22 protein-coding genes are annotated in these 22,742 nt (G+C 71.0%); 14 read left to right on the plus strand and 8 right to left on the minus strand.

From position 1 onward, the window contains the following. Nucleotides 1–18: 18 nt before the first annotated feature. A complete protein-coding gene (locus AB0B90_RS00110) occupies nt 19–975 on the minus strand; it encodes a helix-turn-helix domain-containing protein (RefSeq protein WP_362919983.1) in 957 nt (318 codons plus the stop codon). Beyond that, nucleotides 962–1,096, minus strand: a complete 135-nt coding sequence (locus AB0B90_RS00115; protein ID WP_362919985.1) for a hypothetical protein — start codon at nt 1,094–1,096, stop codon at nt 962–964. The genes AB0B90_RS00110 and AB0B90_RS00115 overlap by 14 nt, the downstream gene beginning before the upstream one ends. A gap of 239 nt (nt 1,097–1,335) precedes the next feature. Here AB0B90_RS00115 and AB0B90_RS00120 point away from each other — a divergent pair, with 239 nt between their 5' ends. Continuing rightward, nucleotides 1,336–1,527, plus strand: coding sequence for a hypothetical protein (locus AB0B90_RS00120; RefSeq protein ID WP_350946588.1), 192 nt, complete (start codon nt 1,336–1,338; stop codon nt 1,525–1,527). Nucleotides 1,528–1,780: 253 nt separating this feature from the next. Here the strand turns inward: AB0B90_RS00120 and AB0B90_RS00125 are convergent, their stop codons facing one another. Further along, nucleotides 1,781–2,098: a DUF3817 domain-containing protein gene (locus AB0B90_RS00125; protein ID WP_350946587.1), complete on the minus strand. Its 318-nt coding sequence runs from the start codon at nt 2,096–2,098 to the stop codon at nt 1,781–1,783. A 29-nt stretch (nt 2,099–2,127) separates the two neighbouring features. Then, the gene (locus AB0B90_RS00130; RefSeq protein ID WP_362919987.1) at nt 2,128–3,045 is read right to left on the minus strand and encodes an SURF1 family protein; all 918 of its coding nucleotides are present in this window, start codon (nt 3,043–3,045) and stop codon (nt 2,128–2,130) included. Nucleotides 3,046–3,175: 130 nt separating this feature from the next. Here AB0B90_RS00130 and AB0B90_RS00135 point away from each other — a divergent pair, with 130 nt between their 5' ends. Then, on the plus strand, nt 3,176–3,352 hold the full coding sequence (locus AB0B90_RS00135; protein WP_350946585.1) for a hypothetical protein: 177 nt from the start codon (nt 3,176–3,178) through the stop codon (nt 3,350–3,352). Between the two features lie 187 nt (nt 3,353–3,539). Here the strand turns inward: AB0B90_RS00135 and AB0B90_RS00140 are convergent, their stop codons facing one another. Further along, nucleotides 3,540–5,306: a gamma-glutamyltransferase family protein gene (locus AB0B90_RS00140; protein ID WP_350946584.1), complete on the minus strand. Its 1,767-nt coding sequence runs from the start codon at nt 5,304–5,306 to the stop codon at nt 3,540–3,542. Between the two features lie 131 nt (nt 5,307–5,437). Here AB0B90_RS00140 and AB0B90_RS00145 point away from each other — a divergent pair, with 131 nt between their 5' ends. The 7 genes from AB0B90_RS00145 (at nt 5,438) to AB0B90_RS00175 (ending at nt 12,966) form a co-directional block, all read left to right on the plus strand. Beyond that, nucleotides 5,438–6,565, plus strand: coding sequence for a sensor histidine kinase (locus tag AB0B90_RS00145; RefSeq protein ID WP_362919989.1), 1,128 nt, complete (start codon nt 5,438–5,440; stop codon nt 6,563–6,565). After that, the gene (locus AB0B90_RS00150) at nt 6,562–7,209 is read left to right on the plus strand and encodes a response regulator transcription factor (protein ID WP_350946582.1); all 648 of its coding nucleotides are present in this window, start codon (nt 6,562–6,564) and stop codon (nt 7,207–7,209) included. The genes AB0B90_RS00145 and AB0B90_RS00150 overlap by 4 nt, the downstream gene beginning before the upstream one ends. Before the next feature lie 80 nt (nt 7,210–7,289). After that, complete coding sequence (locus tag AB0B90_RS00155) at nt 7,290–7,922, plus strand: Uma2 family endonuclease (protein ID WP_362919992.1); 633 nt, start codon at nt 7,290–7,292, stop codon at nt 7,920–7,922. A gap of 120 nt (nt 7,923–8,042) precedes the next feature. Further along, nucleotides 8,043–8,561 (plus strand): sigma-70 family RNA polymerase sigma factor, encoded by a 519-nt coding sequence (locus tag AB0B90_RS00160; protein ID WP_362919994.1) that lies wholly within the window; start codon nt 8,043–8,045, stop codon nt 8,559–8,561. Then, nucleotides 8,558–9,763 (plus strand): hypothetical protein, encoded by a 1,206-nt coding sequence (locus tag AB0B90_RS00165; protein WP_362919996.1) that lies wholly within the window; start codon nt 8,558–8,560, stop codon nt 9,761–9,763. Before AB0B90_RS00160 ends, AB0B90_RS00165 begins: the two co-directional genes overlap by 4 nt. 178 nt (nt 9,764–9,941) lie before the next feature. Beyond that, nucleotides 9,942–11,261, plus strand: coding sequence for a sulfite exporter TauE/SafE family protein (locus AB0B90_RS00170; RefSeq protein ID WP_362919998.1), 1,320 nt, complete (start codon nt 9,942–9,944; stop codon nt 11,259–11,261). Nucleotides 11,262–11,556: 295 nt separating this feature from the next. Continuing rightward, nucleotides 11,557–12,966 carry a tetratricopeptide repeat protein gene (locus AB0B90_RS00175; RefSeq protein WP_350946577.1) on the plus strand — a complete coding sequence of 470 codons (1,410 nt, stop codon included), beginning with the start codon at nt 11,557–11,559 and terminating at the stop codon, nt 12,964–12,966. A gap of 217 nt (nt 12,967–13,183) precedes the next feature. On the opposite strand, the gene ald is transcribed toward AB0B90_RS00175, so the two are convergent. Both ald and AB0B90_RS00185 read right to left on the minus strand, forming a co-directional pair. Further along, nucleotides 13,184–14,299, minus strand: a complete 1,116-nt coding sequence (ald, locus tag AB0B90_RS00180; protein WP_350946576.1) for an alanine dehydrogenase — start codon at nt 14,297–14,299, stop codon at nt 13,184–13,186. 103 nt (nt 14,300–14,402) lie between these two features. Next, the gene (locus AB0B90_RS00185) at nt 14,403–15,797 is read right to left on the minus strand and encodes an aspartate aminotransferase family protein (RefSeq protein ID WP_350946575.1); all 1,395 of its coding nucleotides are present in this window, start codon (nt 15,795–15,797) and stop codon (nt 14,403–14,405) included. Between the two features lie 281 nt (nt 15,798–16,078). On the opposite strand from AB0B90_RS00185, the gene AB0B90_RS00190 reads away from it, so the two are divergent. The 4 genes from AB0B90_RS00190 (at nt 16,079) to AB0B90_RS00205 (ending at nt 21,025) form a co-directional block, all read left to right on the plus strand. After that, on the plus strand, nt 16,079–17,425 hold the full coding sequence (locus AB0B90_RS00190; protein ID WP_350946574.1) for a M20/M25/M40 family metallo-hydrolase: 1,347 nt from the start codon (nt 16,079–16,081) through the stop codon (nt 17,423–17,425). A 261-nt stretch (nt 17,426–17,686) separates the two neighbouring features. Beyond that, entirely contained in the window at nt 17,687–19,537 is a 1,851-nt protein-coding gene (locus AB0B90_RS00195; protein WP_362919999.1) for a substrate-binding and VWA domain-containing protein, read from the plus strand. Further along, nucleotides 19,537–20,268, plus strand: coding sequence for a hypothetical protein (locus tag AB0B90_RS00200; protein ID WP_350946572.1), 732 nt, complete (start codon nt 19,537–19,539; stop codon nt 20,266–20,268). Before AB0B90_RS00195 ends, AB0B90_RS00200 begins: the two co-directional genes overlap by 1 nt. 10 nt (nt 20,269–20,278) lie before the next feature. Then, the gene (locus AB0B90_RS00205) at nt 20,279–21,025 is read left to right on the plus strand and encodes a PspA/IM30 family protein (RefSeq protein ID WP_362920001.1); all 747 of its coding nucleotides are present in this window, start codon (nt 20,279–20,281) and stop codon (nt 21,023–21,025) included. 154 nt (nt 21,026–21,179) lie between these two features. On the opposite strand, the gene AB0B90_RS00210 is transcribed toward AB0B90_RS00205, so the two are convergent. Then, nucleotides 21,180–21,704 carry a cysteine dioxygenase family protein gene (locus AB0B90_RS00210; protein ID WP_362920003.1) on the minus strand — a complete coding sequence of 175 codons (525 nt, stop codon included), beginning with the start codon at nt 21,702–21,704 and terminating at the stop codon, nt 21,180–21,182. Nucleotides 21,705–21,778: 74 nt separating this feature from the next. Here AB0B90_RS00210 and AB0B90_RS00215 point away from each other — a divergent pair, with 74 nt between their 5' ends. Next, a complete protein-coding gene (locus AB0B90_RS00215; RefSeq protein WP_362920005.1) occupies nt 21,779–22,681 on the plus strand; it encodes a LysR family transcriptional regulator in 903 nt (300 codons plus the stop codon). Nucleotides 22,682–22,742: the final 61 nt, after the last annotated feature.

Genomic DNA, 22,742 nt, shown 5'->3' on the forward strand with positions numbered 1-22,742 from the left:
GCGAACCTTCGAGCGCCGTCACCCGGGTGGCGAACCCTCAAGCGTCGTCATCGGGTCATCGGGGAGGATGAAGCGGACCTCGCGTCGCTGGAGCGGTCGCTCGCACGCCCTGCACAGCAGGACCGGCTGGAACGCGGCGCCACAGAACGCGTGGGTGATCGACAGGGCCGAGCCCTCGGGGGCGGGGAACTCGCGCTGGGCCCAGTCGACGAGGAAGGCGAAGACCTCGAAGAAGGCGAGTCCTTTGTCCGTGAGCCGGTACGAGCCGTCGGGCCGGGCGTCGAAGACGCGCAGTTCGACGAAGCGGCGCAGCCGGTCGGTGAGCACCGAGGGCGCGATGCCGAGGCCGGACTGGAAGTCGACGAACCGGCGGATGCCGAGGAACGCCCCGGCCAGGACGCTGGTGCCCCACCGGTCGCCGAGGATCTCCATCGACGTCGTGTAGTAGCCGATCGGGTCGATCGGGGTGTCGGCGCGGACCGTGCGGCGGTGCCGCCGCGGCGTGCCGATCCGGGAGAACGTGGCGAGCGGGCCGGGCTCGGTCCGGGTGTCGCGGGCACTCATCGGCCGCAGGCAGGAACCGCACCCGAGGTGCGGCTTGGCGTCCTGGCCGCACTGCTCGTGCAGCAGCGGCGGGCGTCGTTTCGGCTCGACCCAGTCTCGCTCCCACGCGTGGATCGCCACCAGCAGGGTCCACAACCGGAGCCCGCGCTCCGTCAGCCGATACTCGTAGCGGGTGCGACCGCTGCGGTACGCCGACAGCTCGAAGATGCCGTGGTCGACCAGTTCTCTGAGCCTGGCGGCGAGAACCGACTCGGAGATGCCCAGCGCGTCGTGCCAGCCGGCGAAGGTCCGGATCCGCAGCAGGAACGCCCGCTGCAGGATCAGCAGCACCCACCGGTCTCCCAGGATCGCCAGTGCCTGCCCGATCGCACTGAGCTCGCCTCGCGCCGGCTCCCGCTCAGTGCCGTCCACAGCCTGTCCTCCACATGGTCGCGTGATCGTTCTCGCCGCCGGCGAGCGTGGTCGCGCCCGTCCGGTCGTCACTCCTGCGGTGGTGCCCGTCGCCGAACCCGGCACCTACGAGCATGATCATGTCGGTTTCCGGTGGAACATGTTCACTCTCGTTCCCGGCGAAACCGCCAAACTACCAACCCGGCGCCGCCCGGACGGCCCGGTACGCCCTCCTGTCGCACCCGTGGCAGGGGACGGCCATCACCGGGAAAATCGCGATATATCTCGGCTGGAACCACGGCGATGGGTTCACACGTTGGACGGGCGACGCACAATGAACTACAGACGGGGCGTCCGCCCCGCGTTCGGAGGATGTTGAGGATGTCGCCCGTCCAGAAGTACGCGATCGGCGCCGGAGCAGTGGTGTTCCTGTCGTGGCTGTTCCTGCCAGGTTTCCTGACGCTGCTGATCCTCCTGGGCGTCGTCGCCGCCCCGGTCGTCGGCTACCTGATGCTCGACCCGTCTCAGCGCGAGCGTCTCAAGCGTTCGCGTCGCCGGGGGCTCGGCCGCTGACGCGGCGACGCCCCCCGCACGGCCCGGCCTCGCGATCCCGTTTCCGAGCCGGGCCGTTCAGGCGCGCCTCACAGACCCGCCTCTAGGCCGGACCGTTCAGACGCGCCTCACACACCGCCTCCGGGCCGGACCGTTCAGACGCATCTCGCGAGCCCGTCTTCGAACCCGGCGCGGGCCGGGTGGTCCGCTTCCGGACCTGACCTGGTCCCGGTCGGACGCACCGTGACCCGCCTCCGGCCCCGGCCCGGATCGGTCAGGCGGTGGCGGCGGCGGTCGCGAGCTCCGACTCCACCCGGCGGGTCACCCTGCGCTCGAACACGAACGAGAGCAGCGGCACGGTGCCCGCGAGCATCACCCCGAGGATGTACTGCCACGTCCAGCGTGCCTTCATGCCCAGGTTCATCGTGGCCACGAGATAGAGCATGTAAAGGAAGCCGTGGATCGGAGAGACGATCTTCGAGGGCTCCTCGATACCGAAGCCGTACCTGAGCACGATGCAGGTGACCAGGATGAGCAGCATCACGCCGACGATGTAGGCCAGGATGCGAAAGGGCTTGAGAGCGGATTCCACGGTCGGTTACCTCGGTCTTGGGGTTCGGTTCACGGGGCGGTACGGGCCGGCAGGGCGGGCGTCTCCGGCTCTCCACCGGCGCCGCCCTCGTGGGCGGCCCCCGGGCCGGGGGCGATCCCGGCGTCGGAGGCGGAGTCGGGAGCGGCACCGGATTCGGTGTCGGTGACAGTGGCTGTGACAGTGGCGGTGTCGGCCTCAGTGGCGGTGGTGGGAGTGGCGTCGATCTTCCGCGTGCCGCCGCGCAGCGCGTCACGAACGAAATGCCACCACATGAAGACCGCGAAAAGCCCGAAGATCCACCACTGGGCGGCGTAGGCGAGGTTGCGCCAGGTGAGCCCGCCCGGCTCGGTCGGCGGAGGGGCGCTCACCGGCCTGGCCGCGACCGCGGGAGCCGGTGACTGGGCGGTGGCGATCACGAAACCGTCGCGCAGCTTCGTACCCCGCCAGAGGTTGACCAGTTCGGCCGACGACACGGTCAGCACCTGCCCCGGCGGCAGCTGCCTGGTCCGGCGCTGGACGCTGTCGGTGGACTCCGAGGGCCGCAGGCGCCCGCTGAGGGTCACCCGCCCCTCGGCAGGGGCCGTGACGGCGGGATCTCCCGCCGTGGCCACCCAGCCGCGTACGACCGGGATGGAGGTGCCGTCGCCGAGGTCCAGCGGGGCCAGCAGCCACAGACCCCCGTCGCGCTCGGCCACCAGGAGCTGCTTCGAGACGTCGAAGGTCCCCTCGGCGGTCACCTGGCGGCTGACCGCGTCGGCCGCCATGTGCTTTCCCGGCGCGGTGAGGGTGGCGACCGCCACGGGGGCGGGATCCCGCAGCGACTGGGGCATGCCGGAATCCTCGAAGACGCCGAGCTGCCACCTGCCCAGCAGCCCGCACACGACGAGGGCCCCGACCGCGAGCAGGTGGAGCACCACCACGCGGGCGGAGAACAGGATCCGGAGCATGACACCACGCTATCCGCCCCGGTCGGCGGTCCGGCCCTCAGCCCTCGTCCCTGGCCAAGCAGCGGAATCCGTCTCGTGAAAGTGGACAAATCAGTGTTGGGAGGTATCCCGTATCGCTACAGTCATCTCCATGTCTGATCCTCAGCAGATTGACCCCGCGGGCAACACCCAGGCGTTCCGCGCGTTCGCCCAGCGTAAGGACCCCGAGGCCGCCCCCGAGAAGCGGTCGCTCGTCCTGCCGATCACGGCGGCGGTGGTGGTCGGGGTGCTGGTCGTCGTCGCCGTGGCCGCGTACCTGCTGCTCTGACGACCGGGGAGTCCGCAGCGCCGAAGGCATCGCCCTCGGCGCTTTTCGCGTTCCCGAACGTCCCTGGACGTCCTTAGACGTCCCGCCGACGCCCTTCGGCGTCCCCGGCGGCGCGGCCGAGACCACGCCGCCGGATCCGGTGTCCGTTCGCGCCGTCACCGTACGTGCCGCCGCGAGTACGGGACCCCTATCTGCGCTCGTTCACCACCAGCGCGCTGCCTCCGCCGCGACGGGTCGGCTCCGCCACCGCCTGGAGCCTCCCGTTCCGCAGGAACTCGACCGCGGTGGCCGCGCCGATCTCGGGGTTCAGTACGAGGCTGTGGCCCCGTTCGGTGAGTTCGGCGCCGTAGCGGTCGATGTATGCCTGCTCCGCCTGGGTCTGGGGGGTGTTGCGCTGGGTGGCCCGGGGCGCGGCGAGCGCCTCGGGGAGCGACATGCCGAGGTCCCAGCGGTTGACCAGGATCTGCAGCACGGTGGTGATGATCGTCGAACCGCCGGGGGAACCCAGCGCGAGCAGCGGCCTGCCGTCGTCCAGCACGATCGTCGGCGCCATCGAGGAACGGGGCCGCTTACCCGGGGCGGGCAGGTTCGGGTCGCCGGGGGCCGGGCCGAAGGTGAAGTCGGTCAGCTCGTTGTTGAGCAGGAAACCCCGGCCGGGGACGACGATGCCGTTGCCGCCGGTCGACTCGATGGTGATGTTGTAGGCGACCACGTTGTTCCACCGGTCGGTGACCACCAGGTGCGTGGTCTCCGGCCCTTCGGGGGCCGACGGGGTGGCCTCCGCCGAGGGAGCGGGCGCGCACGGCCCGTACGTCCCGTCGGGGTTACCGGGCGCGACCGGGCTCGTCAGCGCCCGCTCGCCGATCAGGCAGGCGCGTTCCTTGGCGAACCCGTCGGAGAGCAGCTCCTGGAGCGGGACGCCCGGGATGTCGCCGACGTACTTGCCCCGGTCGGCGAAGGAGAGCCTGGAGGCCTCCAGATACTCGTGCTCACCGACCTTCGGCAGGACCTGGAGGATGTTGAGCGCCTCGCCGACCGTCGAGCCTCCCGAGGACGGCGGCGCCATGCCGTACACGTCCATGCCCTTGTACGTCACCTTCGTGGGCGGCCGTTCGAGCGCCCGGTAGGCCTTGAGGTCGGCCAGCTCCATCAGTCCCGGCCGCACGTTACGGGTGGAGCCCGGGGTGACCGGCGGCTTCTTCACGGTGGCCACGACCTCGGCGCCCAGGGAGCCGCCGTACAGCCACCCGCCGCCCTGCTTACCGAGTTTGCGGTAGGTCTCGGCCAGCTCGGGGTTGCGGAAGGTGGAACCGACCGGCGGCGGGGCGCCGTTCGGCAGGTAGAGCTTGGCGGTGGAGGTGAAGTCCTTGAAACGGGCGGCGTTCGCGGCTGTCTGGTCGTAGAAGGTCTGGTCGACCTTGAATCCCTTGGAGGCGAGCTCGGTCGCGGGTTTCAGCGCCTGCTTCAGCGAGAGCGTGCCGAATTTGCGCAGCGCCAGCTCCCACTGGGCCACACTGCCGGGCACCCCCGCGGACAGCCCGCTGGTCACGGCCTCCTCGAACGGAATGCCCTCCAGAGAGGTCGGCCCCATCGCCTTCGGGGCGGTCTCCCTGCCGTCGATCGTGTGGACCTTCTTGTGGCGCGCGTCGTAGTAGACGATGAACCCGCCCCCGGCCAGCCCGGCCGAGTAGGGCTCGGTCACCCCCAGGGCGGCCGCGGCGGCGACCGCCGCGTCCATGGCGTTGCCGCCCTGGCGCAGCACGCCCAGCGCGACCTTGCCGGCGTCGAGGTCGACGGTCGAGACCGCGCCCCCGTACCCCTCCGCGACGGGTTTCTTCTCCGCACCCGGCCGTACCGGTGACGCCTGTGGAGAGGCGGCGGCGGGTTGGACGAGCAGTAAGGAACTTCCCACCAGGACCCCCGCCAGGGGGGCGGCGACTCGACGATTGATCATGATGACCTCCCGCAGACAGCTTGACTCAGCCCGTAAGCCTTGTCAGCCCCTTCCCTACCGCAGGGGATGTATCGCCTCATGCCTCACGGGATGGACGCGCCCTGCCTGTGGGCGCACGTACAGTGCTGAGCGTGCACGTCAAACCCCGCTGGGCCGAGTTGCCGCTCCCGCTGCTCGTGGGGGTCTTCCAGGGCGTGGTCACCCGCGGTGTGCAGTGGTGGCAGGTCCACGACCCCGGCATACTCAGGATCCCGCTCGACCCGCTGGGCTGGGTGCTCCTGCTGGCCGGGCCGCTGGTCCTGATCGTACGCCGGCGCCGTCCGGTGCTCAGCCTGGCCGTCGCGGCGGGCTCCACAGTGATCTTCATCGGCCTCGGCTACTCCTACGGGCCGGTCTTCCTCAGTCCGATCATCGCGTTCCACACCGCCGTGGTCACCGGGCACCGGCGGGCGGCCTGGTCGATATGGGGCCTGGCCTACGTGTTCTTCGTGGTTTACACGTCCTGGTTCGCCCCCGTTCGTACGACCGGCTGGTTCCACGATCTCGCGGTGGCCGCGCTGATGGGCCTCGCGGTGGTGGCCGCCGAGGTCTCCCGGGCCAGGAGGGAGCGGCAGGCCGAGCACGCGCGGGTGGAGCAGGAGGAGCTACGGCGGCGGGCCAGCGAGGAGCGGCTCACCATGGCCCAGGAGCTGCACGACGTCCTCGCGCACAACATCTCCCTCATCCACGTGCAGGCGTCCACCGCGTTGCACCTCATCGACGACCACCCCGAGCAGGCGCGGACCGCGCTCACCACGATCAAGCAGGCGTCCAAGGACGTGCTGACCGAGATGCGGTCGGTGCTCAACGTCCTGCGCGACGGCGCCCCCCGTTCCCCCACCGCCGGGCTGGACCGGCTCGACGAGCTCATCGAGCGCAGCGGGCTGCCGGTCACCAAGGAGATCGTCGGCGAGGCCGGGCCGCTGCCTCCCGGCGTCGACCGGGCCGGGTACCGCATCGTGCAGGAGGCCCTCACCAACGTCACCCGGCACGCCCCCGGCGCGTCGGTCACGATCGTGCTCGACTACGCTCCCCACGCGCTCACCGTCCAGGTCACCGACTCGGGCGGCGACGCCCCCGGGGAGAGCCTGGGCAGCGGGAACGGCGTTCCCGGCATGCGGGAGCGGGCATCGGCGCTCGGGGGAACGCTCACCGCCACGCATCACGGCCGGGGCTTCCGCGTCGAGGCCCTGCTGCCGATCCCGGAGGAATCCCGATGATCAAGATTGTTCTCGCCGACGACCAGGCCCTCGTCAGGGCGGGGTTCCGTGCCCTGCTGGACGCGCAGCCGGGGATGACCGTGGTGGCCGAGGCCTCCGACGGGGCCCAGGCCCTGCGGCTCGCCGCCGAGCACGAGCCGGACGTGGTCCTGATGGACATCCGCATGCCCGGCATGGACGGGCTGACCGCCACCCGGGAGATGCCCGCCGGACCGAAGATCATCATTCTCACGACCTTCGAGCTGGACGAGTACGTCTTCGAGGCCCTCCGAGGCGGCGCCAGCGGCTTCCTCGTCAAGGACACCGAACCGGCCGAGCTCATCCAGGCCGTCCGGGTGGTGGCCGCGGGCGACGCCCTGCTCTCCCCCGGCGTGACCCGTCGCCTGATCGCCGAGTACGCGAGCCGGGCCAAGGAGCCGCGCCACGCCCGCGACCTCGGCCTGCTCACCGACCGCGAGCGCGAGGTCCTCGCCCTGGTCGGCACCGGCATGACCAACGACGAGATCGCGGGCAAGCTCTTCATGAGCCCCGCCACCGCCAAGACCCACATCAGCAGGACCATGATGAAACTCCACGCCCGCGACCGTGCCCAACTGGTCGTCGTCGCCTACGAATCCGGCCTCGTCCGCCCCGGCTGGATCTGATCCTCCCTTTCCACGAGAAACCCATGCTTCACCCGCCCCCCTGGAATACTCATCGTGTTCACCAGGATACGGAGGGGCATATGACTACCGAAACGACACCGCGTCACCACGCGGATCTGGCTCCCTCTCCGGAGACCGCATCCCTGCGTCTGCCGCACACACCGCACGAACTCTACGACGCGCTCCCACCTCTTCCCGGACTGCGGGCCGAGGTGATCGAAGGAAAACTGGTGGTGAGCCCGCTGAGCGGCCCCGAGTACGCCCAGGTGGCGATGCGCCTCTTCGCGGAACTCCATCGGCCGATCAAGGACGGCGACCTGAACGCGTACACGGGCAACGTCGCGGTCCGTGTCGACGGGTCCCACGACCTGGTCGTCCCCGACTTCGTGCTGGCGCCCGAAGACTGCCCGCGCTGGGGTGACCGCGAACTGCGCTCCTCCGGCCTCCTCATGGTCGCCGAGATCGTGTCCCCGGGCAGCATCTTCGACGACCGCGACCGCAAGCCCGCCATCTACGCCTCGGGCGGTGTCCCCGTGATGCTTCTGATCAACCCCGTGGTCTCCCCCGCCACCGTGACGGTCCTCAGCGACCCCAAGGAGGGCGAATATCGGACCTCCACCCGGGTCGAGATCGGTTCGCGCCTGCACCTGCCCGAGCCGGTCGACTTCACCCTCGACACCTCGATCTTCGCGAACACTCAGACCACCCCGTGACGAGCGGGGCCGTACGCCACGGAAGGTAGGCTCCGCGGCCCCGATCGGCCGGCCGGGCGGGGCCGCGATCGCCGTGCCCGTCGAAGCAGCGGATCGGGACCGCTACGCGTTCTTTAGGTCATGAACGGTGAGATAGCCGCTCGCGCGCCCGGACCACCAGGTGCCGAGACGATACTGGTCGGCCTGTATCGCGAGCACCGCCTCGCCCTGGTGCGCTTCGCCGTGCTGCTCGTCGGCGACAGGGAGGCCGCCGAGGACGTCGTACAGGACGTCTTCTCCAGGCTGCACGACAGGCCCCCCGAGCCGCTCACCCTGACATACGTCCGCGTCTGCGTGCTGAACGCCTCGCGGTCCGTCCTGCGCCGGCGCGGTATCGCCGCCAGGGTGATGGTGGGGCGGCGGGAGGAGCCGGTGGACTCGGCGGAGACGGCCGCGCTGCTCGGCGAGTCACGACAGGAGATGCTGGCCGCGCTCAACCGGCTGCCCAGGCGGCAGCGCGAGGTCCTCGTCCTGCGTTACTACCTCGATCTGTCCCACGCCGACATCGCCGAGGCGATGCGCGTCAGGGAGAGCACCGTACGGTCCACCGTTTTCAGGGCTCTGGAACGGCTTGAACGCGAACTGGGAGACAGGGCATGACCGACATCGAGGATCGGCTCAGGGACGCGATGACCGCCAGGGCGGAGGCCGTACGGGACGACGGGCGGTTCGGGACGCCACCCGCGTCACGCGGGGCGTCGCCGAGATTCAGGCCGTGGGCACCGGTGGCGGTGGCGGCCTCCATCGCGGTCGTGACGACGGCCACCGTCGTGGGAACGCGTACGGTCGCGTCACCTACTCCGACGGTTCCGGCGGTTCCAACGGCTCCGGCGGCACAGCCGACGCCCTACGTCGGTCCTCTCGCGCCGCCGGTCAAGCAGGTCTGGCCGGGCGCGGTGCACGAGATCCCGACGAAGGCACCGGGTGGCCGGGTGTTCACCCCGGACCTGTTCGTCACCGACCGGGTCGTGGTGGGGGCGGGACTCACCGGGAACCGGCCCGACGGGATCTGGTCCTACGACGTCGACAGACGGAGGTTCACCCGGATCGCGGCGCTCAAGAGTTCGAACGCGTCGAGCAAGCTGGTCTTCGGCGACGGGTACCTCGCATGGTCCACGCTCAACGACCGCAGGACGGAGATATGGGCGGTGCCGGTCACGGGCGGCGTCCCGCGGCGGATCGCCTCGGTCAAGGCCGTGATCATCGACGACAGCTACAGCGGGATCGACCTGGCCGTCGCCGACGGCACGGCCGTCTGGTCGCCGGTCGACGGCGGCGGTGTCTACCGGGCTCCGCTGAAGGGCGGGAAGGCGTCCCTGGTCGACGGCACCAAAGGCTTCCACCTCGCCGACTGGCCGTGGGCCGAACGGCCTCGGCGAGGCGCGGAGGAGAGATCCGCTTCCCGCCCCGTGGAGCACCTGCAGAACGTGCTCACCGGCGAGGCCAGGGACGTGGTTCCTCCCGCCGGGCGGACGTCGTGGAACGACTGCGGGGTGACGTGGTGCTTCAACAACATCGAGGCGTGGCGGCGCGACGGAACCGGGCGGCACGCGCTGCCGGGGACGGCTCGCGGGTATCTCCACTCGGGCCGCTTCGTCCTGCTCCACCAGGAGGACCGCGACGGCAGGGGGGCGAGTTCTGTGCACGACCTCGCCACGGGACGCACCGGCCGGCTGTTCCCGGTTCCGACGCGCCGGGGGGACAAGGCCGCTCCCACCCTGTACATGCACGAGGACATGTTCCGGTTCCGGTCGGGGTCGGGCACGCAGGTTCTCGTCGACCTGAACGCCGCCGCCCGCTGAGTTTCGCCGTCGGCGGGATTCGTCGCGCGCCGTGATGTCCATCGCACAGCGAGAACGGCCCGGGAGGTCCCCGGGCCGTTGGCGTCGAGGAACATCGGAAAAACGCCGCGAAACGTGGACGTCCGGTAAGGACAGCGTGAGCGCTCGGTAAGGAAATATCACTATCAGTCATCCTCTGGTGAGATTACCTTGGGTCAGTGGAGATCGGGATGGCTACCGGGGATGCCCGCTGAGCGCGGGGCCGGCCGCGCTGTTCGCCGCCGGGCTCGCCGCGGGACTGGTCGCGGGTACGGCCTCGTGCACGGCCGTACAGGGTGGCCTGCTCGCAGGTCTCACCTCGCGCGACCTTCCTGCCCGCTCCCGCCGACACCGCGAGACCCGCGAATGCGACGGGACCGACGAAACCGACGGAGCCAACGAGCACCGCGGGACCGACGAAACCGACGGAACCGACGGAACCGACGAGCACTGCGGGAACGGCGGAGACGGTAAGGGCGGCGGTGCCGAAGCGGGGCCTTCGGGTCCCGTGGTCGTCGCGCTCTTCCTCGCCGGGCGCCTCGGTTCCCACGTGGTGGCCGGGGCGCTGCTCGGACTGGCCGGGTCCGCCGTGCTGCTCGGCCCTCAGGTCAGGGCCGCGTTGCTCGTCGCGGCCGGGATCGCGGTCGTGGGCTTCGGAATCCGCATGTTCGGGCGCGGGCCGCGAACCGGATGCCACCCGGGCGTCGCAGCGGGCGGGCGTACGTCCCGTCGCGGCGGCGTGTCCGGGATCACGGGACTCGCGGGACTCGCGGGAATCACCGTCCCCGCTCCCAGGGCGCTCGCGCTCGGTGCCGCGACGATCCTGCTGCCGTGCGGGGTGACGCTCGGCATCGAGACGGTGGCGGTCTCCAGCGGGTCGGTGCTGGGCGGGGGCGCGGTGATGGCGGGGTTCGTGGCAGGGACGACGCCCGCGTTCGCGCTTCTCGGGCTGGTCCTGCGGCGGGCCGCGACCACCAGGCTGGCGGCGCTGGCCGGGGTCGCCGCACTCGCGACGGGCCTGTGGACGATCTCCTCGGGGCTGAGCCTCGGAGGGTGGCTCCCCGGATCGGGCGGCCCGGCGATGGCGGCGGGCGCCCCGGCGGGGACCGCGCGGAACCCGATGGCGGGGGCGACGGACGAGGCGGGAGCGGCGGACGGCCCGGCGGGCGGCATCCCCGACGGCCCGGCGGGGACGACGGGCGATCACGCACGGGCGGCCGTACGCTCCGGCGGCGTCCAGCGGATCGACATCTGGGCCACCGACCGGGGCTACCGGCCGGGTGTGGTGACCGCCCGCGCGGGATTCCCCACGGAGCTCGTCTTCCACCTGGTGGGCGCCCCCGGCTGCACCCGGACGCTCACGATCGACGGTCGCGACGTGACACTGCCCGCCACCGTACGGCTGGGCGCTCGGGACGCGGGCTCGCTGCGTTACGTCTGCTCGATGGGGATGTACGTGGGGTTCATCCGCTTCGTCTGACCGTGAGGATGGAGGTGAACACCTCCCGGTGAGGTCCGGCTCGTCGCCTGACCGACCGTGGTGTCTTCAACAGGATCTGCCGACCTCGGCCGGGAGGCGTTCGTCCACACTCACCGGACGTGGCACCCCGATGACCCGACAGGCGTGCGGGCGGGATTCGTACGCCTCGTCCGAGCACCGGAGCGGACCGGGAGGCGGGGTGTCGAGCGAAAGTCCGCGATTACCCTCCGTCACGGAGTGCTTACGTGTCACCCTGTGATCTGTCGGTTGGGCGCCGTCGGCGAGGAGTGTGATCATGGGGTGGCCTGACGACCCGGAGACGACCGCGGGGCTGATACCCACCCCCCGCGGCACCGAGCACGAGAACGACATGGACGGCGAGACGGAGTTGCTGCTCGCCGCGCACGGCGGCGACGTGCAGGCCGCCCACCTGCTCGGCCGCCACTTCGCCCAGTGCGGTGACCGTTCGGCGGCGCGGCACTGGTGGGAGCGCGCGGCGGCCGCGGGAAACCTCGACAGCGCCTACAACCTGGGCATCTGGCACGAGAAACACGGCACCCCCGCGGAGGCCGCGAGGTGGTACGAGCTGGCGGCGAACGCCGGAGACGTCGAGGCGGCGGTGAACCTGGCGACCCTCCTGCTGGACCAGCACGGCGACGTCCCCGCCGCCCGGCGGTGGTTCGAGACGGCGGCCGGGGCGGGCTCCCGGGCGGCGGCCAGGCGGCTCGCGCTGCTCTGCGAGGACGGCGGCGAGGTGAAGGCCGCCGTGGAGTGGCATCGCAGGGCCGCGATGGACGGCGACCTCGCCTCGGCCCACGATCTCGGCTTCCTCGCCTACGCCGCCGGGGAGGAGGACGAGGCGCTGCGCTGGTGGGAGTCGGCCGCCAGGAACGGTCATGCCGACGCGGCCTACCATCTCGGGCTGTTCCTGCAGGCCAATCTCGATCCCGAGGGGGCGGAGGCGTTCTTCCGGCTGGCCGCCAGGCACGAGCACCCCGGTGCCGCGTCCCAACTGGGCGGGATCGCGCTCTCCCTCGGTGACCTGCGCACCGCGCGTGCCTGGTTCGAGCGGGCGGCCTGCACCGGCAGGATCGACGACCAGCGAACGGCCGGGTTCGTGTGCGTGGAGATGAGCGACGCGCAGGGGGCCGGCCACTGGTTCAGCCGGGCCGCGGCGAGCGGCGACCCGGAGGCCGCCTTCAATTTCGGCCTGCTGCTCATCGCCGAGCACAGCGACCTGCAGGGCGGTCAGCACTGGTTCCGCCAGGCGGCACAGGCCGGGCACCACCGGGCCGCGGTCGAGCTGGCCGCGCTGCTGTCGGCCGCGGGGTTCTCCCGCGAGGCGGAGCGGTGGCTGTCCGACCCGCCCTCTCCCCCGTGGGGCCGGACCGCCGAGCCGGAGCTCGTCGCCCGCGCCGAGCTGGCCGCGGCCGCCGTCGCCCGGCGGGGTGGCGCCACCCTGAGGATCGCCGACCTGACCGAGATCCTCGGCACCTGGGATCTCGTCACCCGGCCGTTGCGCGACCACACCGACGTCACGGCGTGGCTGGCCGAGCGGAGCGGGCTGCCGTTGGGCGCGGTCGAGCACCTGGCCGCCGTACGGGCCGCGCTGTTGCGTCCCGGTGGCGTCCCCTGGCCGACCCCGGCGGAGATCGAGCACGTCCTGATCACCGCCCGCGCCCTGCGCTCGGCTCTGTCACCGTGATCGGCACCGATCGTGTCCCGTGCTCCGGCTGCTCACCGTGATCGGCACCGGCCCTGCCCTGCGCTCCGGCCGATCATCGCGACCGGCACCGATCCTGCCCTGCGGTCGGTACCGATCACCGTGAGCGGCGTCGGCCGCCTCTCACGAACCGGTCCGGCCGGACCTGTGGATCCCGCACGTCCCGCACCCTGACCGCGCGGGACGTGCGGGATCCGGCTCAGGCGGCGATGACCTCGGAGACCGGCACGTACGGCAGTTCGAGGGCGATGGCGACCTGCTCGTTGGTGAGCCGTCCCGCGTGGGTGTTGAGACCCGGCGCGAGGGAGGCGTCCTGCTGGAGCGCTTCCTTCCAGCCCAGGCCGGCCAGCTTGACCGCGTAGGGCAGCGTGGCGTTGGTCAGCGCGTAGGTGGAGGTGTTGGCGACGGACCCCGGCATGTTGGCCACGCAGTAGAAGATCGAGTTGTGGACCTGGTAGGTCGGCTCGGCGTGCGTGGTCGGGCGGGAGTCCTCGAAGCAGCCGCCCTGGTCGATCGCGATGTCGACGAGCACGGAGCCCGGCTTCATCCGGGAGACCAGTTCGTTGGAGACGAGGGTCGGGGCCTTGGCTCCGGGGATCAGCACCGCGCCGATGACGAGGTCGGCCTCCAGGACTTCCTTCTCGATCGCGTACGAGGTCGAGACGAGGGTCTTGAGACGGCCCTGGTAGATGGCGTCGATGAAACGCAGGCGGTCGACGTTGAGGTCGAGGACGGTGACGTCGGCGCCCATGCCGACCGCGATCTGCGCGGCGTTGAGCCCGGAGACGCCCGCGCCGATGACGACGACCTTGGCGGGCGCCACACCGGGCACGCCGCCGGGCAGCACGCCGCGCCCGCCGTTGAAGCGCATGAGGTTGTAGGCGCCGACCTGCGGGGCGAGCCGGCCCGCGACCTCGGACATCGGGGCGAGCAGCGGCAGGGTGTTGCCGACCTGGACGGTCTCGTACGCGATGCCGGTGACCTCGCGCTCAAGGAGGGCCTCGGTGCACTCGCGGCCCGCCGCGAGGTGCAGGTAGGTGAAGAGCACCTGGCCGGGGCGCATGCGGTGGTACTCCTCCGCGATGGGCTCCTTCACCTTGAGGATCATCTCGGCCTGGTCCCACACCTCGTCCGCGGTGTCGAGGATCTTGGCGCCGGCGAAGAGGTACTCCTCGTCGGTGAGGTGCGAGCCGAGGCCCGCGTCGCGCTGGATGTAGACGTCGTGGCCGTGGCGGACAAGCTCGTGCACGCCCGCCGGGGTCGCGGCGACGCGGTACTCGTGGTTCTTGACCTCGGCAGGCACGCCGATCTTCATGGGATTTCCTTTCCTTGTTCAACGGAGTGGCACCGAGGTCTGTGCGGGTGCGGCGCGGGTCACTCCGGCGGATCCGGCGCCCGGAAGGCGCGGACGTGCGCGCTCAGAGGCGGCTCCACGCCTCCGTCAGCACCGAGCGGAGGATGGACTCGATCTCGTCGAACTCCTTCGGCCCGCAGATGAGCGGCGGGGCGAGCTGGATGACGGGGTCGCCCCGGTCGTCGGCGCGGCAGTACAGGCCCGCCTCGTAGAGGGCGCCGGAGAGGAAGCCCCTGATGAGGCGCTCGGACTCCTCGGTGTTGAAGGTCTCCTTGGTCGCCTTGTCCTTGACGAGCTCGATGCCCCAGAAGTAGCCGGAGCCGCGCACGTCGCCGACGATCGGCAGGTCGCGCAGACGCTCCAGGGTGGAGCGGAAGACCGGCTCGTTGCGGGTGACGTGGCCGAGCAGGTCCTCCCGCTCGAACAGGTCGAGGTTGGCCAGCGCGACGGCCGAGGACACCGGGTGGCCGCCGAAGGTGTAGCCGTGGGCGAACATCTCGGTGCCGTTCTTGAACGGCTCGAAGAGGCGGTCGGAGGCGATCATGGCGCCGATCGGCGAGTAGCCGCTGGTCATGCCCTTGGCGCAGGTGATGATGTCGGGCACGTAGTCGAACTTCTGCCCGCCGAACATGGTGCCGAGGCGGCCGAAGGCGCAGATGACCTCGTCCGAGACGAGCAGGACGTCGTACTCGTCGCAGATCTCGCGCAGGCGCTGGAAGTATCCGGGGGGCGGCGGGAAGCAGCCGCCCGCGTTCTGCACCGGCTCGACGAAGACGGCGGCCACGGTGTCGGGGCCCTCCATCTCGATGGCGCGGGCGACCCGCTCGGCGGCCCAGTAGCCGTACTGCTCGGGCGTCATGCCGGGCATGCCGGTGATCTCGTCGGCGCGGTAGTGGTTGGTGTTGGGCACCCTGACGGAACCCGGGACCAGCGGCTCGAACATCTGCTTGAAGGCCGGGATGCCGGTGATCGACAGGGCGCCCTGCGGGGTGCCGTGGTAGGCGATCTGGCGGCTGATGACCTTGTGCTTGAGCGGCCTGCCGGTGATCTTGAAGTACTGCTTGGCGAGTTTCCACGCGGTCTCGACGGCCTCGCCGCCGCCGGTGGTGAAGAAGACCCGGTTGAGGTCGCCGGGGGTCTCCGCGGCGAGCCGCTGGGCCAGCTCTACGGCCTTGGGGTGCGCGTACGACCACAGCGGGAAGAACGCCAGCTCCTGGGCCTGCTTGGCGGCGGCCTCGGCCAGCTCGCTGCGGCCGTGCCCCGCCTGGACCACGAAGAGCCCCGCGAGTCCGTCGAGGTAGCGCTTGCCGTGCACGTCGTAGATGTAGGAGCCCTCGCCCCGCACGATCATCGGCACCTCGGCACCCTCGTACGAGCTGTGCCGGGTGAAGTGCATCCACAGGTTGTCCTGGGCGGCCTTCATGAGCGAGGTCACGTCGGTGTTTTCAGGGTGCGTCATCGCGATCTTCCCTCGTTGAGCTGGGCTTCCAACAGTCTGCCTGCCAGAACAGCGCTTGCCAAGTGAAAACGTGGCATTAAAGTGCGAGAACCTCGGAATCCGCAAAACCGTCATGTAACAACGACGAAATCCGCGATCAGATGAGATGGCGGGCCGATCATTACCCAAACCCCGGTTCCACTTGGCGGAACCCTGATGTGCTGGAATCGTGCGCGAGAGCGGCCGTACTCACGGCTGTGATCCAATAGGACGCACCAGATATTGAGATGCGGGGGAAAGTCGTGACTCCTGACGAGATCGAGAACGCCGTCGCCACCGGCCTGCCCCAGGCGGTGGCCGACCTCAAGCGGCTCGTCTCCATCCCCTCGGTGGCCTTTCCCGGCCACCCCGAGGAGCCCGTGCACGCGGCCGCCGCCGTGACCGAGGAACTGCTGCGCAGCACCGGCCTGCCGCACGTCCGGCAGATCCCCGTCGAGGGCAGTTACCCCGCCGTCTACGCCGAGGCCCCCGCCCCGCCAGGTGCGCCGACCGTGCTCCTGTACGCGCACTACGACGTGCAGCCCACCGGCGACCTCGCACTCTGGCGCACCCCGCCCTTCGAGCCGACGGAGATCGACGGCGCGATCTACGGCCGTGGCGCGGCCGACGACAAGTCGGGCGTCATCTCCCACGTCGCGGCGCTCCGCGCCTTCCAGGGGCGCTTCCCGGTCGGCGTCAAGGTCATCGTCGAGGGCCAGGAGGAGTACGCGGGCGAGCGCCTGGAGGCCTTCGTCGAGCAGAACCCCGAGCTGTTCCGCGCCGACGCGATCGTGGTCGCCGACACCGGCAACCCCCGCGTCGGCGACCCCGCGGTGACGACCTCGCTGCGCGGCACCGGCGCCTTCACCGTCGAGGTGCGCACCCTCAAGGAGTCGCTGCACAGCGGCTCGTTCGGCGGCGCCGCCCCCGACGCCCTCGCCGCGCTGATCCGGATGCTCGCCGCCCTGCACGACGACCACGGCGACATCCGCGTGCCCGGCCTGCCTCGTGGCAGCTTCCTCGGCTCGGGCCCGTCGGAGGAGGAGTTCCGCGTCACCGCGGGCGTGCTCGACGGCGTCTCCACGGTCGGTTCCGGCTCGCTCGCCGACCGCCTGTGGGCCTCGTACGCGATCACGGTCACCGGCCTGGACGTGCCGACGGTCTCCGGTGCGATCAACGCGGTGCAGGCCGTCGCGAGGGCCCGGGTGACCGTACGGGTTCCCCCGGCCGGCGACCCGAAGACGACCGTCGAGGCCGTCGTCGACTTCCTGCGGCAGGTCGCCCCCTGGGGTGTCCAGGTGGAGGTCGGCGACTACACCATGGGCTCCGGCTACCTCGCCGACACCGGTGGCGCGGCCCGCTCCGCGCTGAACCGGGCCATGGAGCGCGCCTTCGGCCGCCCCCCGCGCGACGTCGGCGCCGGTGGCTCGATCCCGCTCGTCTCCACCTTCGTCAGGCAGTTCCCCGCCGCCACGATCCTGCTCTTCGGCGCCGAGGACGACGACGCGGCGATCCACGCCCCCAACGAGCGGGTGAACATCGAGGAGCTGCGCCGCACCGCCACCGCCGAGGCGCTCTTCCTCCAGGAGTACGCCTCCGCGGCGGTCTGAAGGCTGTACGCCTCCATCGCGATCTGACAGGCTGTACGCCTCCGCGGCGGTCCGGCGGCCGACATCCATCGGGCACTTCCGGTGCTTACCGGGAGTGCCCTTGGCGTACGGGCACCTCTGTTTCTCCGGGGCTCGCGTCTCCGGTCGCGGAGCGTTCCCTCCCCCTGCCCGCTGCCGCGCCCGCGACGAACTCCGGTCGCGGAGAACTCTCGGGGCGGTTCGTTCGTCGGATAAGTACAGACATCCCCCCAGGAGGCAGGGTTGTACCAGCAACCGCAGCGCCGGCGTAGGAACTTCGCGCCGTTCATCGTCGCGATCATTCTCGCCGGAGCTCTGATCGTCGCCCTGCGGATCTTCGTCGGCGGAAACGAACCCGGAAGGTCGGGGGCGTCAGGGTCGTCAGGGACGTCGGGGGCGCCGAAGACCGGCGAGCAGTCCAAGACGTGCGACGACGGCGTCACCCTCACCGTCGCCGCCTCGTCGGAGAAGGCCGAGCTGCTTCGGACGATCGCCTCCGACTACAACGGCAAGACCGTGCAGGGGCGCTGCGCCGACGTCGTCATCGAGACCAAGGCGAGCGGCGGCGCGATGCAGGCGCTGGCCAGGGGCTGGGACGAACGCCAGGACGGCCCCCGCCCCGACGTGTGGTCGCCCGCCAGCAGCGGCTGGATCACCCTGCTCCAGCAGCGCGCCACCGGAAACGACTCCGCCTCCCTCGTCGCCGCCGACAACCCGTCGATCGCCAAGACGCCGCTGGTCGTCGCGATGCCCATGCCGATGGCCCAGGCGCTGGGCTGGCCGGACAAGAAGCTCGGCTGGTCCGACGTGCTCGCCGTGTCGGCCGGATCGTGGGCGAAGTACGACCACCCCGAGTGGGGGAGTTTCAAGCTCGGCAAGACCAACCCCAACTTCTCCACCAGCGGCCTGAACGCCACGATCGGCGCCTACTTCGCGGCGACCGGCCTGTCGGGCGACCTGTCGGAGAAGAACGTGGCCGACGCCAGGACCAGGGACTTCGTCCGGGACGTGGAACGTTCGATCGTGCACTACGGCGACACGACGCTGACGTTCCTGTCCAACCTGCAGCGGGCCGACGACGCGGGTGCGGGACTGAGCTACATCTCCGCGGTCGCGGTGGAGGAGAAGTCGGTCTGGGACTACAACCAGGGCAACCCGACCGGTGACCCCGCGACGCTGGGCAAGCACGCCAAGCCCAAGGTGCCGCTCGCGGCGATCTATCCCAAGGAGGGCACGCTCTACTCCGACAACCCGTACGCGGTGCTGAGCGCCCCGTGGGTCGACGACGCCAAGCGGGCGGTGGCGGCCGACTTCCTCGCCCACCTGCAGGCCCCCGAGCAGCAGGACCGGTTCGCCGAGTTCGCCTTCCGCTCCCACGAGGGCAAGCCGGGCAAGCTGATCACCCAGGCGAACGGGCTGCTGCCCGCCGAGCCGAGGACGACCCTCAGCCCGCCCGCGCCGAACGTGCTCGACAAGGTGCTCACCGGCTGGGCCGACCTGCGCAAGCCCGCGAACGTCCTCATCGTCATCGACGTCTCCGGCTCGATGGGCGCCACCGTGCCCGGAACCGGCAAGAGCAAGCTCGACCTCGCCAAGCAGGCCGCGATCAACTCGCTGCCCCAGTTCGCCGCGCACGACAAGGTCGGGCTGTGGATGTTCTCCACCAAGCGTGACGGCGACAAGGACCACCTGGAGCTGGCCCCGCTCTCCGCCGTCGACAAGGCCCAGCGCGAGAAGCTGCGCGCCAGGCTGGAGGGCCTCACCCCCGACGGCGGCACCGGCCTGTACGACACCGCCCTCGCCGCCCACGAGCGGGTGCGCAGGCTGCGCGGCGGTGACGCGATCAACGCGGTGGTCTTCCTGACCGACGGCAAGAACGAGGACCCCGAGAGCCTCTCTTTGGAGAACCTGCTCCCCGACCTGCGTACCGAGGCCGGTCAGGAGACGGTGCGGATGTTCACCATCGCCTACGGCCAGGACGCCGACCTCGACGTGCTGAAGCAGATCTCCGAGGCGACCGCCGCCGCCGCGTACGACTCTCGCGAGCCGGGAAGTATCGACCAGGTGTTCACCGCGGTGGTATCCAACTTCTGATGGCGCGCTTCGTCGACGAACTCAAGGACCCGTGGGGGCTGCTGCTGGGCGCGACCGCCGGCGGCGCCGCGTGGGCCGTCAGCGTGCACCCGATCGCCGCTGGGTTCGTCGGTGTCGTCGTCTGGCTGACCAAGGCCGGGATCTCGGCGTTGTCGGAGCGCGGGGACCGCGACCGGCCCGCCGTCACCCCCGGCAGCCAGGAGGAGTACTGGCTCACCCGGGCCGGATCCGCCGCGCACGGGTTCGGCGAGCTGAGCGCCTCGATGGAGCGCGGCCCGCTCGCCGAAAGGGTCGCGCTGATGCGTCCCCAGGTGGACGACTCGACGGCCACGCTGGAGCGGCTGGCCGAGCAGGCCTCGCTCACCGGTACCGCGCTGGCCAGGTTCGACCTGGAGATGCTCGGGCACGAGCGGGCCAGGCTGGCGCGGGCCCGGCAGGAGGCGGGACCCGGCCTGGCCGAGGACCTCGACCGTGCCCTCGCCTCGCTGGACTCCCAGCGGGCCGTCGTCGAGCGGCTCTCCGCGACCCGGCAGCGGGTGCTCGCCAGGATGGAGTCGAGCGCGATCGGCATCGAAGGGCTCCTCGCCCGGCTGGTGGAGTTGTCCGCGGTGTCGGCGAACGGGCCGCTGGAGCCACTGCGGGTGCTGGACGAGCTCGCCGACACCCTCGAAGGAGTCCGCCAGGGCCTCCACGAAACCGAACAGATCACGCGCGACGCGCTGGATCGATAAGGAGTCCCCCATGTTCAAGGTCATCCGTAGGGCCTGGCGCTACCTGGTCTTCGCCCTCTCCGGGCGGCTGGACGAGCTGTCCGACCCTCGGGTCCAGATCGAGCAGGCCATCGCGGAGGCCAAGGAGCAGCACCGGCGGCTGAGCCGGCAGGCCGCGGCGGTGATCGGAAACGAGCGTGAGCTGGAGATGAGGCTCGCCCGTTCGGTGGAGGAGACCGAGCGGCTCCAGGCCAACGCCCGCCAGGCCCTCCTGCTCGCCGAGCAGAGCCGGGCCGCGGGCGACGAGAGCAAGGCCCTGTCGTACGAGGACTCGGCCCGCGCCTTCGCCTCGCGCCTGGTGGCGGCCGAGGGCGCGCAGCAGGAGTCGCGGCTGGCGCACGAACGGGCAGCGGGAGCCTCGGCCCAGGCACGTGCCGCGGTCGAGACCAACGCGATGGCCCTGCAGAAGAAGATCGCCGAGCGGATGCGCCTGCTCTCCCAGCTCGACCAGGCCAAGGTGCAGGAGGAGCTCAACAGGGCGATGGCCGATCTGTCTGGCCTCACCCCGGCCGGCGACACTCCCACCATGGACGAGGTCCGCGACAAGATCGAGAAGCGCTACGCCCGTGCCCTGGGTGAGGCCGAGCTGACCTCGGGGTCCGTCGAGGCCCGCATGATCGAGGTCGAGCGCGCCGCCATCGACGCCGAGGGCGCCGCCCGTCTGGACGCGATCAGGAAGAGCCTGCACCCGGACGGGAAGCCCGAAGTCGAGAAGTAGGCGACAGCGGTCCCTGCGCCGGGTCCGTCACCCCGTTCACCGGCAGGGGAGGCGGGATTCACGCGCGCCCGTCACCCGCTCAGCGAGGAGGGCCACCGGGATTCCCCCGGATCCATCACCCCGTTCCCCGGAAGAAGAGGAACGCGGGATTCGTTCAGCGGACGGGCAGGTCGTAGACGCGGCGGACGCTGGTGGGAGCGGCGCCGAGGTCGGCACCGTAGACGTGAAGCGAGATCGCCGTCTCGTCGCCCGTGTTGTGGACGCGGTGGATGTCACCGGGCGGGGCGAAACCGCTCACCTCGCCGGTCCGGTTGGCGGTCCTGCCGATCTCGGTGAGGTGGTCGCCGTGGTCGCGGTAGAGGGTCTCGTACTCCACGCCCTGCAGCACACCGAACACGCACCACGCGACGTGGTCGTGGATCACGGTCTTCTGGCCCGGCCGCCAGACCACGGCCACGACCGAGAAGGCGTCCTCGGTGTGCAGGGTGTGGCCGACGTAGTGGTCGGGGTCGCCGAGGCGCTCCTCCTCGGTGAGGATCTCGGGGGACGGCAGCCGTTCACGCAGCAGCGCCGCCACGGCGAAGGCCGTCGCCCGAGGGTCGGCGGACGGGTCGGCGAGTTCCCGGACCCCCGCGACCAACTCGGCCAGGCCCGGGCGGGTGAGCGTCAAGGTTGTCATGCCTCAAGGATGCTCCGGGGGATCCATAACGTCTAATGCCCATCTTTCCCGTTATTCATAGATAAAGTTGATACATGCTCGATATCGTGCGACTTCGCGTCCTCGCTGCGGTGTCCCGGCACGGCTCGGTGACCGCGGCGGCGAGGGAGTTGCACTACTCCCAGCCGTCGGTGAGCCACCATCTCGCGAAGCTCGAGGCCGAGACCGGGGCCAAGCTGATCCAGCGGGCCGGCCGGGGCATCCGGCTGACCGAGGCGGGCCGTCTGCTCGCCGAACGGGCCATCGAGATCATCGGTCGTCTCGACTCCGCGTCCGCCGAGCTGTCGGCGCACGTTGGCCTGCGCGCCGGACGGGTCAGGCTGGCGGCCTTCCCCTCCGCCCTGGGAACCTTCGTGCCCGAGGCCGCCGCCGCCCTCGCCGGGACACACCCCGGCCTGGAGCTGCGGCTGACCGAGACCGAGCCTCCCGACGCGCTGCGCATGCTCAAGGCCGGATACGTGGACGTGGCGGTCATCTTCCGCTACGACGACACCGCCCCCGAGGCCGACGGGATCCGGCTGCTCCCCCTGCTGGACGATCCCAGCTACCTCATCACCTCCGGTCCGGTCGGCGAGCTGATCTCGTACCGCGACTCCCGGTGGATCGGCGGCTGCGACCGGTGCCGCAGTCACCTGCTGGAGCTGTGCGCCAGGGCGGGCTTCGAACCGGAGATCGCCTTCACCACCGACGACGTCGTCGCCGTCCAGGCCCTCGTCGCCGCCGGGGTGGGGGTGAGCGCCCTGCCGGGACTCGCCCTGCACGCCCACCGGAATCCGAAGGTCACCACGGTCGAGCTTCCCGGCTCGACCCGCCACGTCTACGCCGCCACCTACGGCGAGCCCCCCGACCCCCCGGCCACCACCGCCCTGCTCAGCGCCCTCACCTCGGTGACCTCGGTGGCGGCGGGGGCGGCGGTGGGTCCCCGTAGCCACCCGTGATCGATCCCCGGCCGAACGCGCGGGCAGGCCGCCACGGGTCACGACGGCCTGCCCGCGCGGA

The organism is Streptosporangium sp. NPDC049078 (assembly GCF_040648855.1).
In the GTDB taxonomy this organism is placed as follows: domain Bacteria; phylum Actinomycetota; class Actinomycetes; order Streptosporangiales; family Streptosporangiaceae; genus Streptosporangium.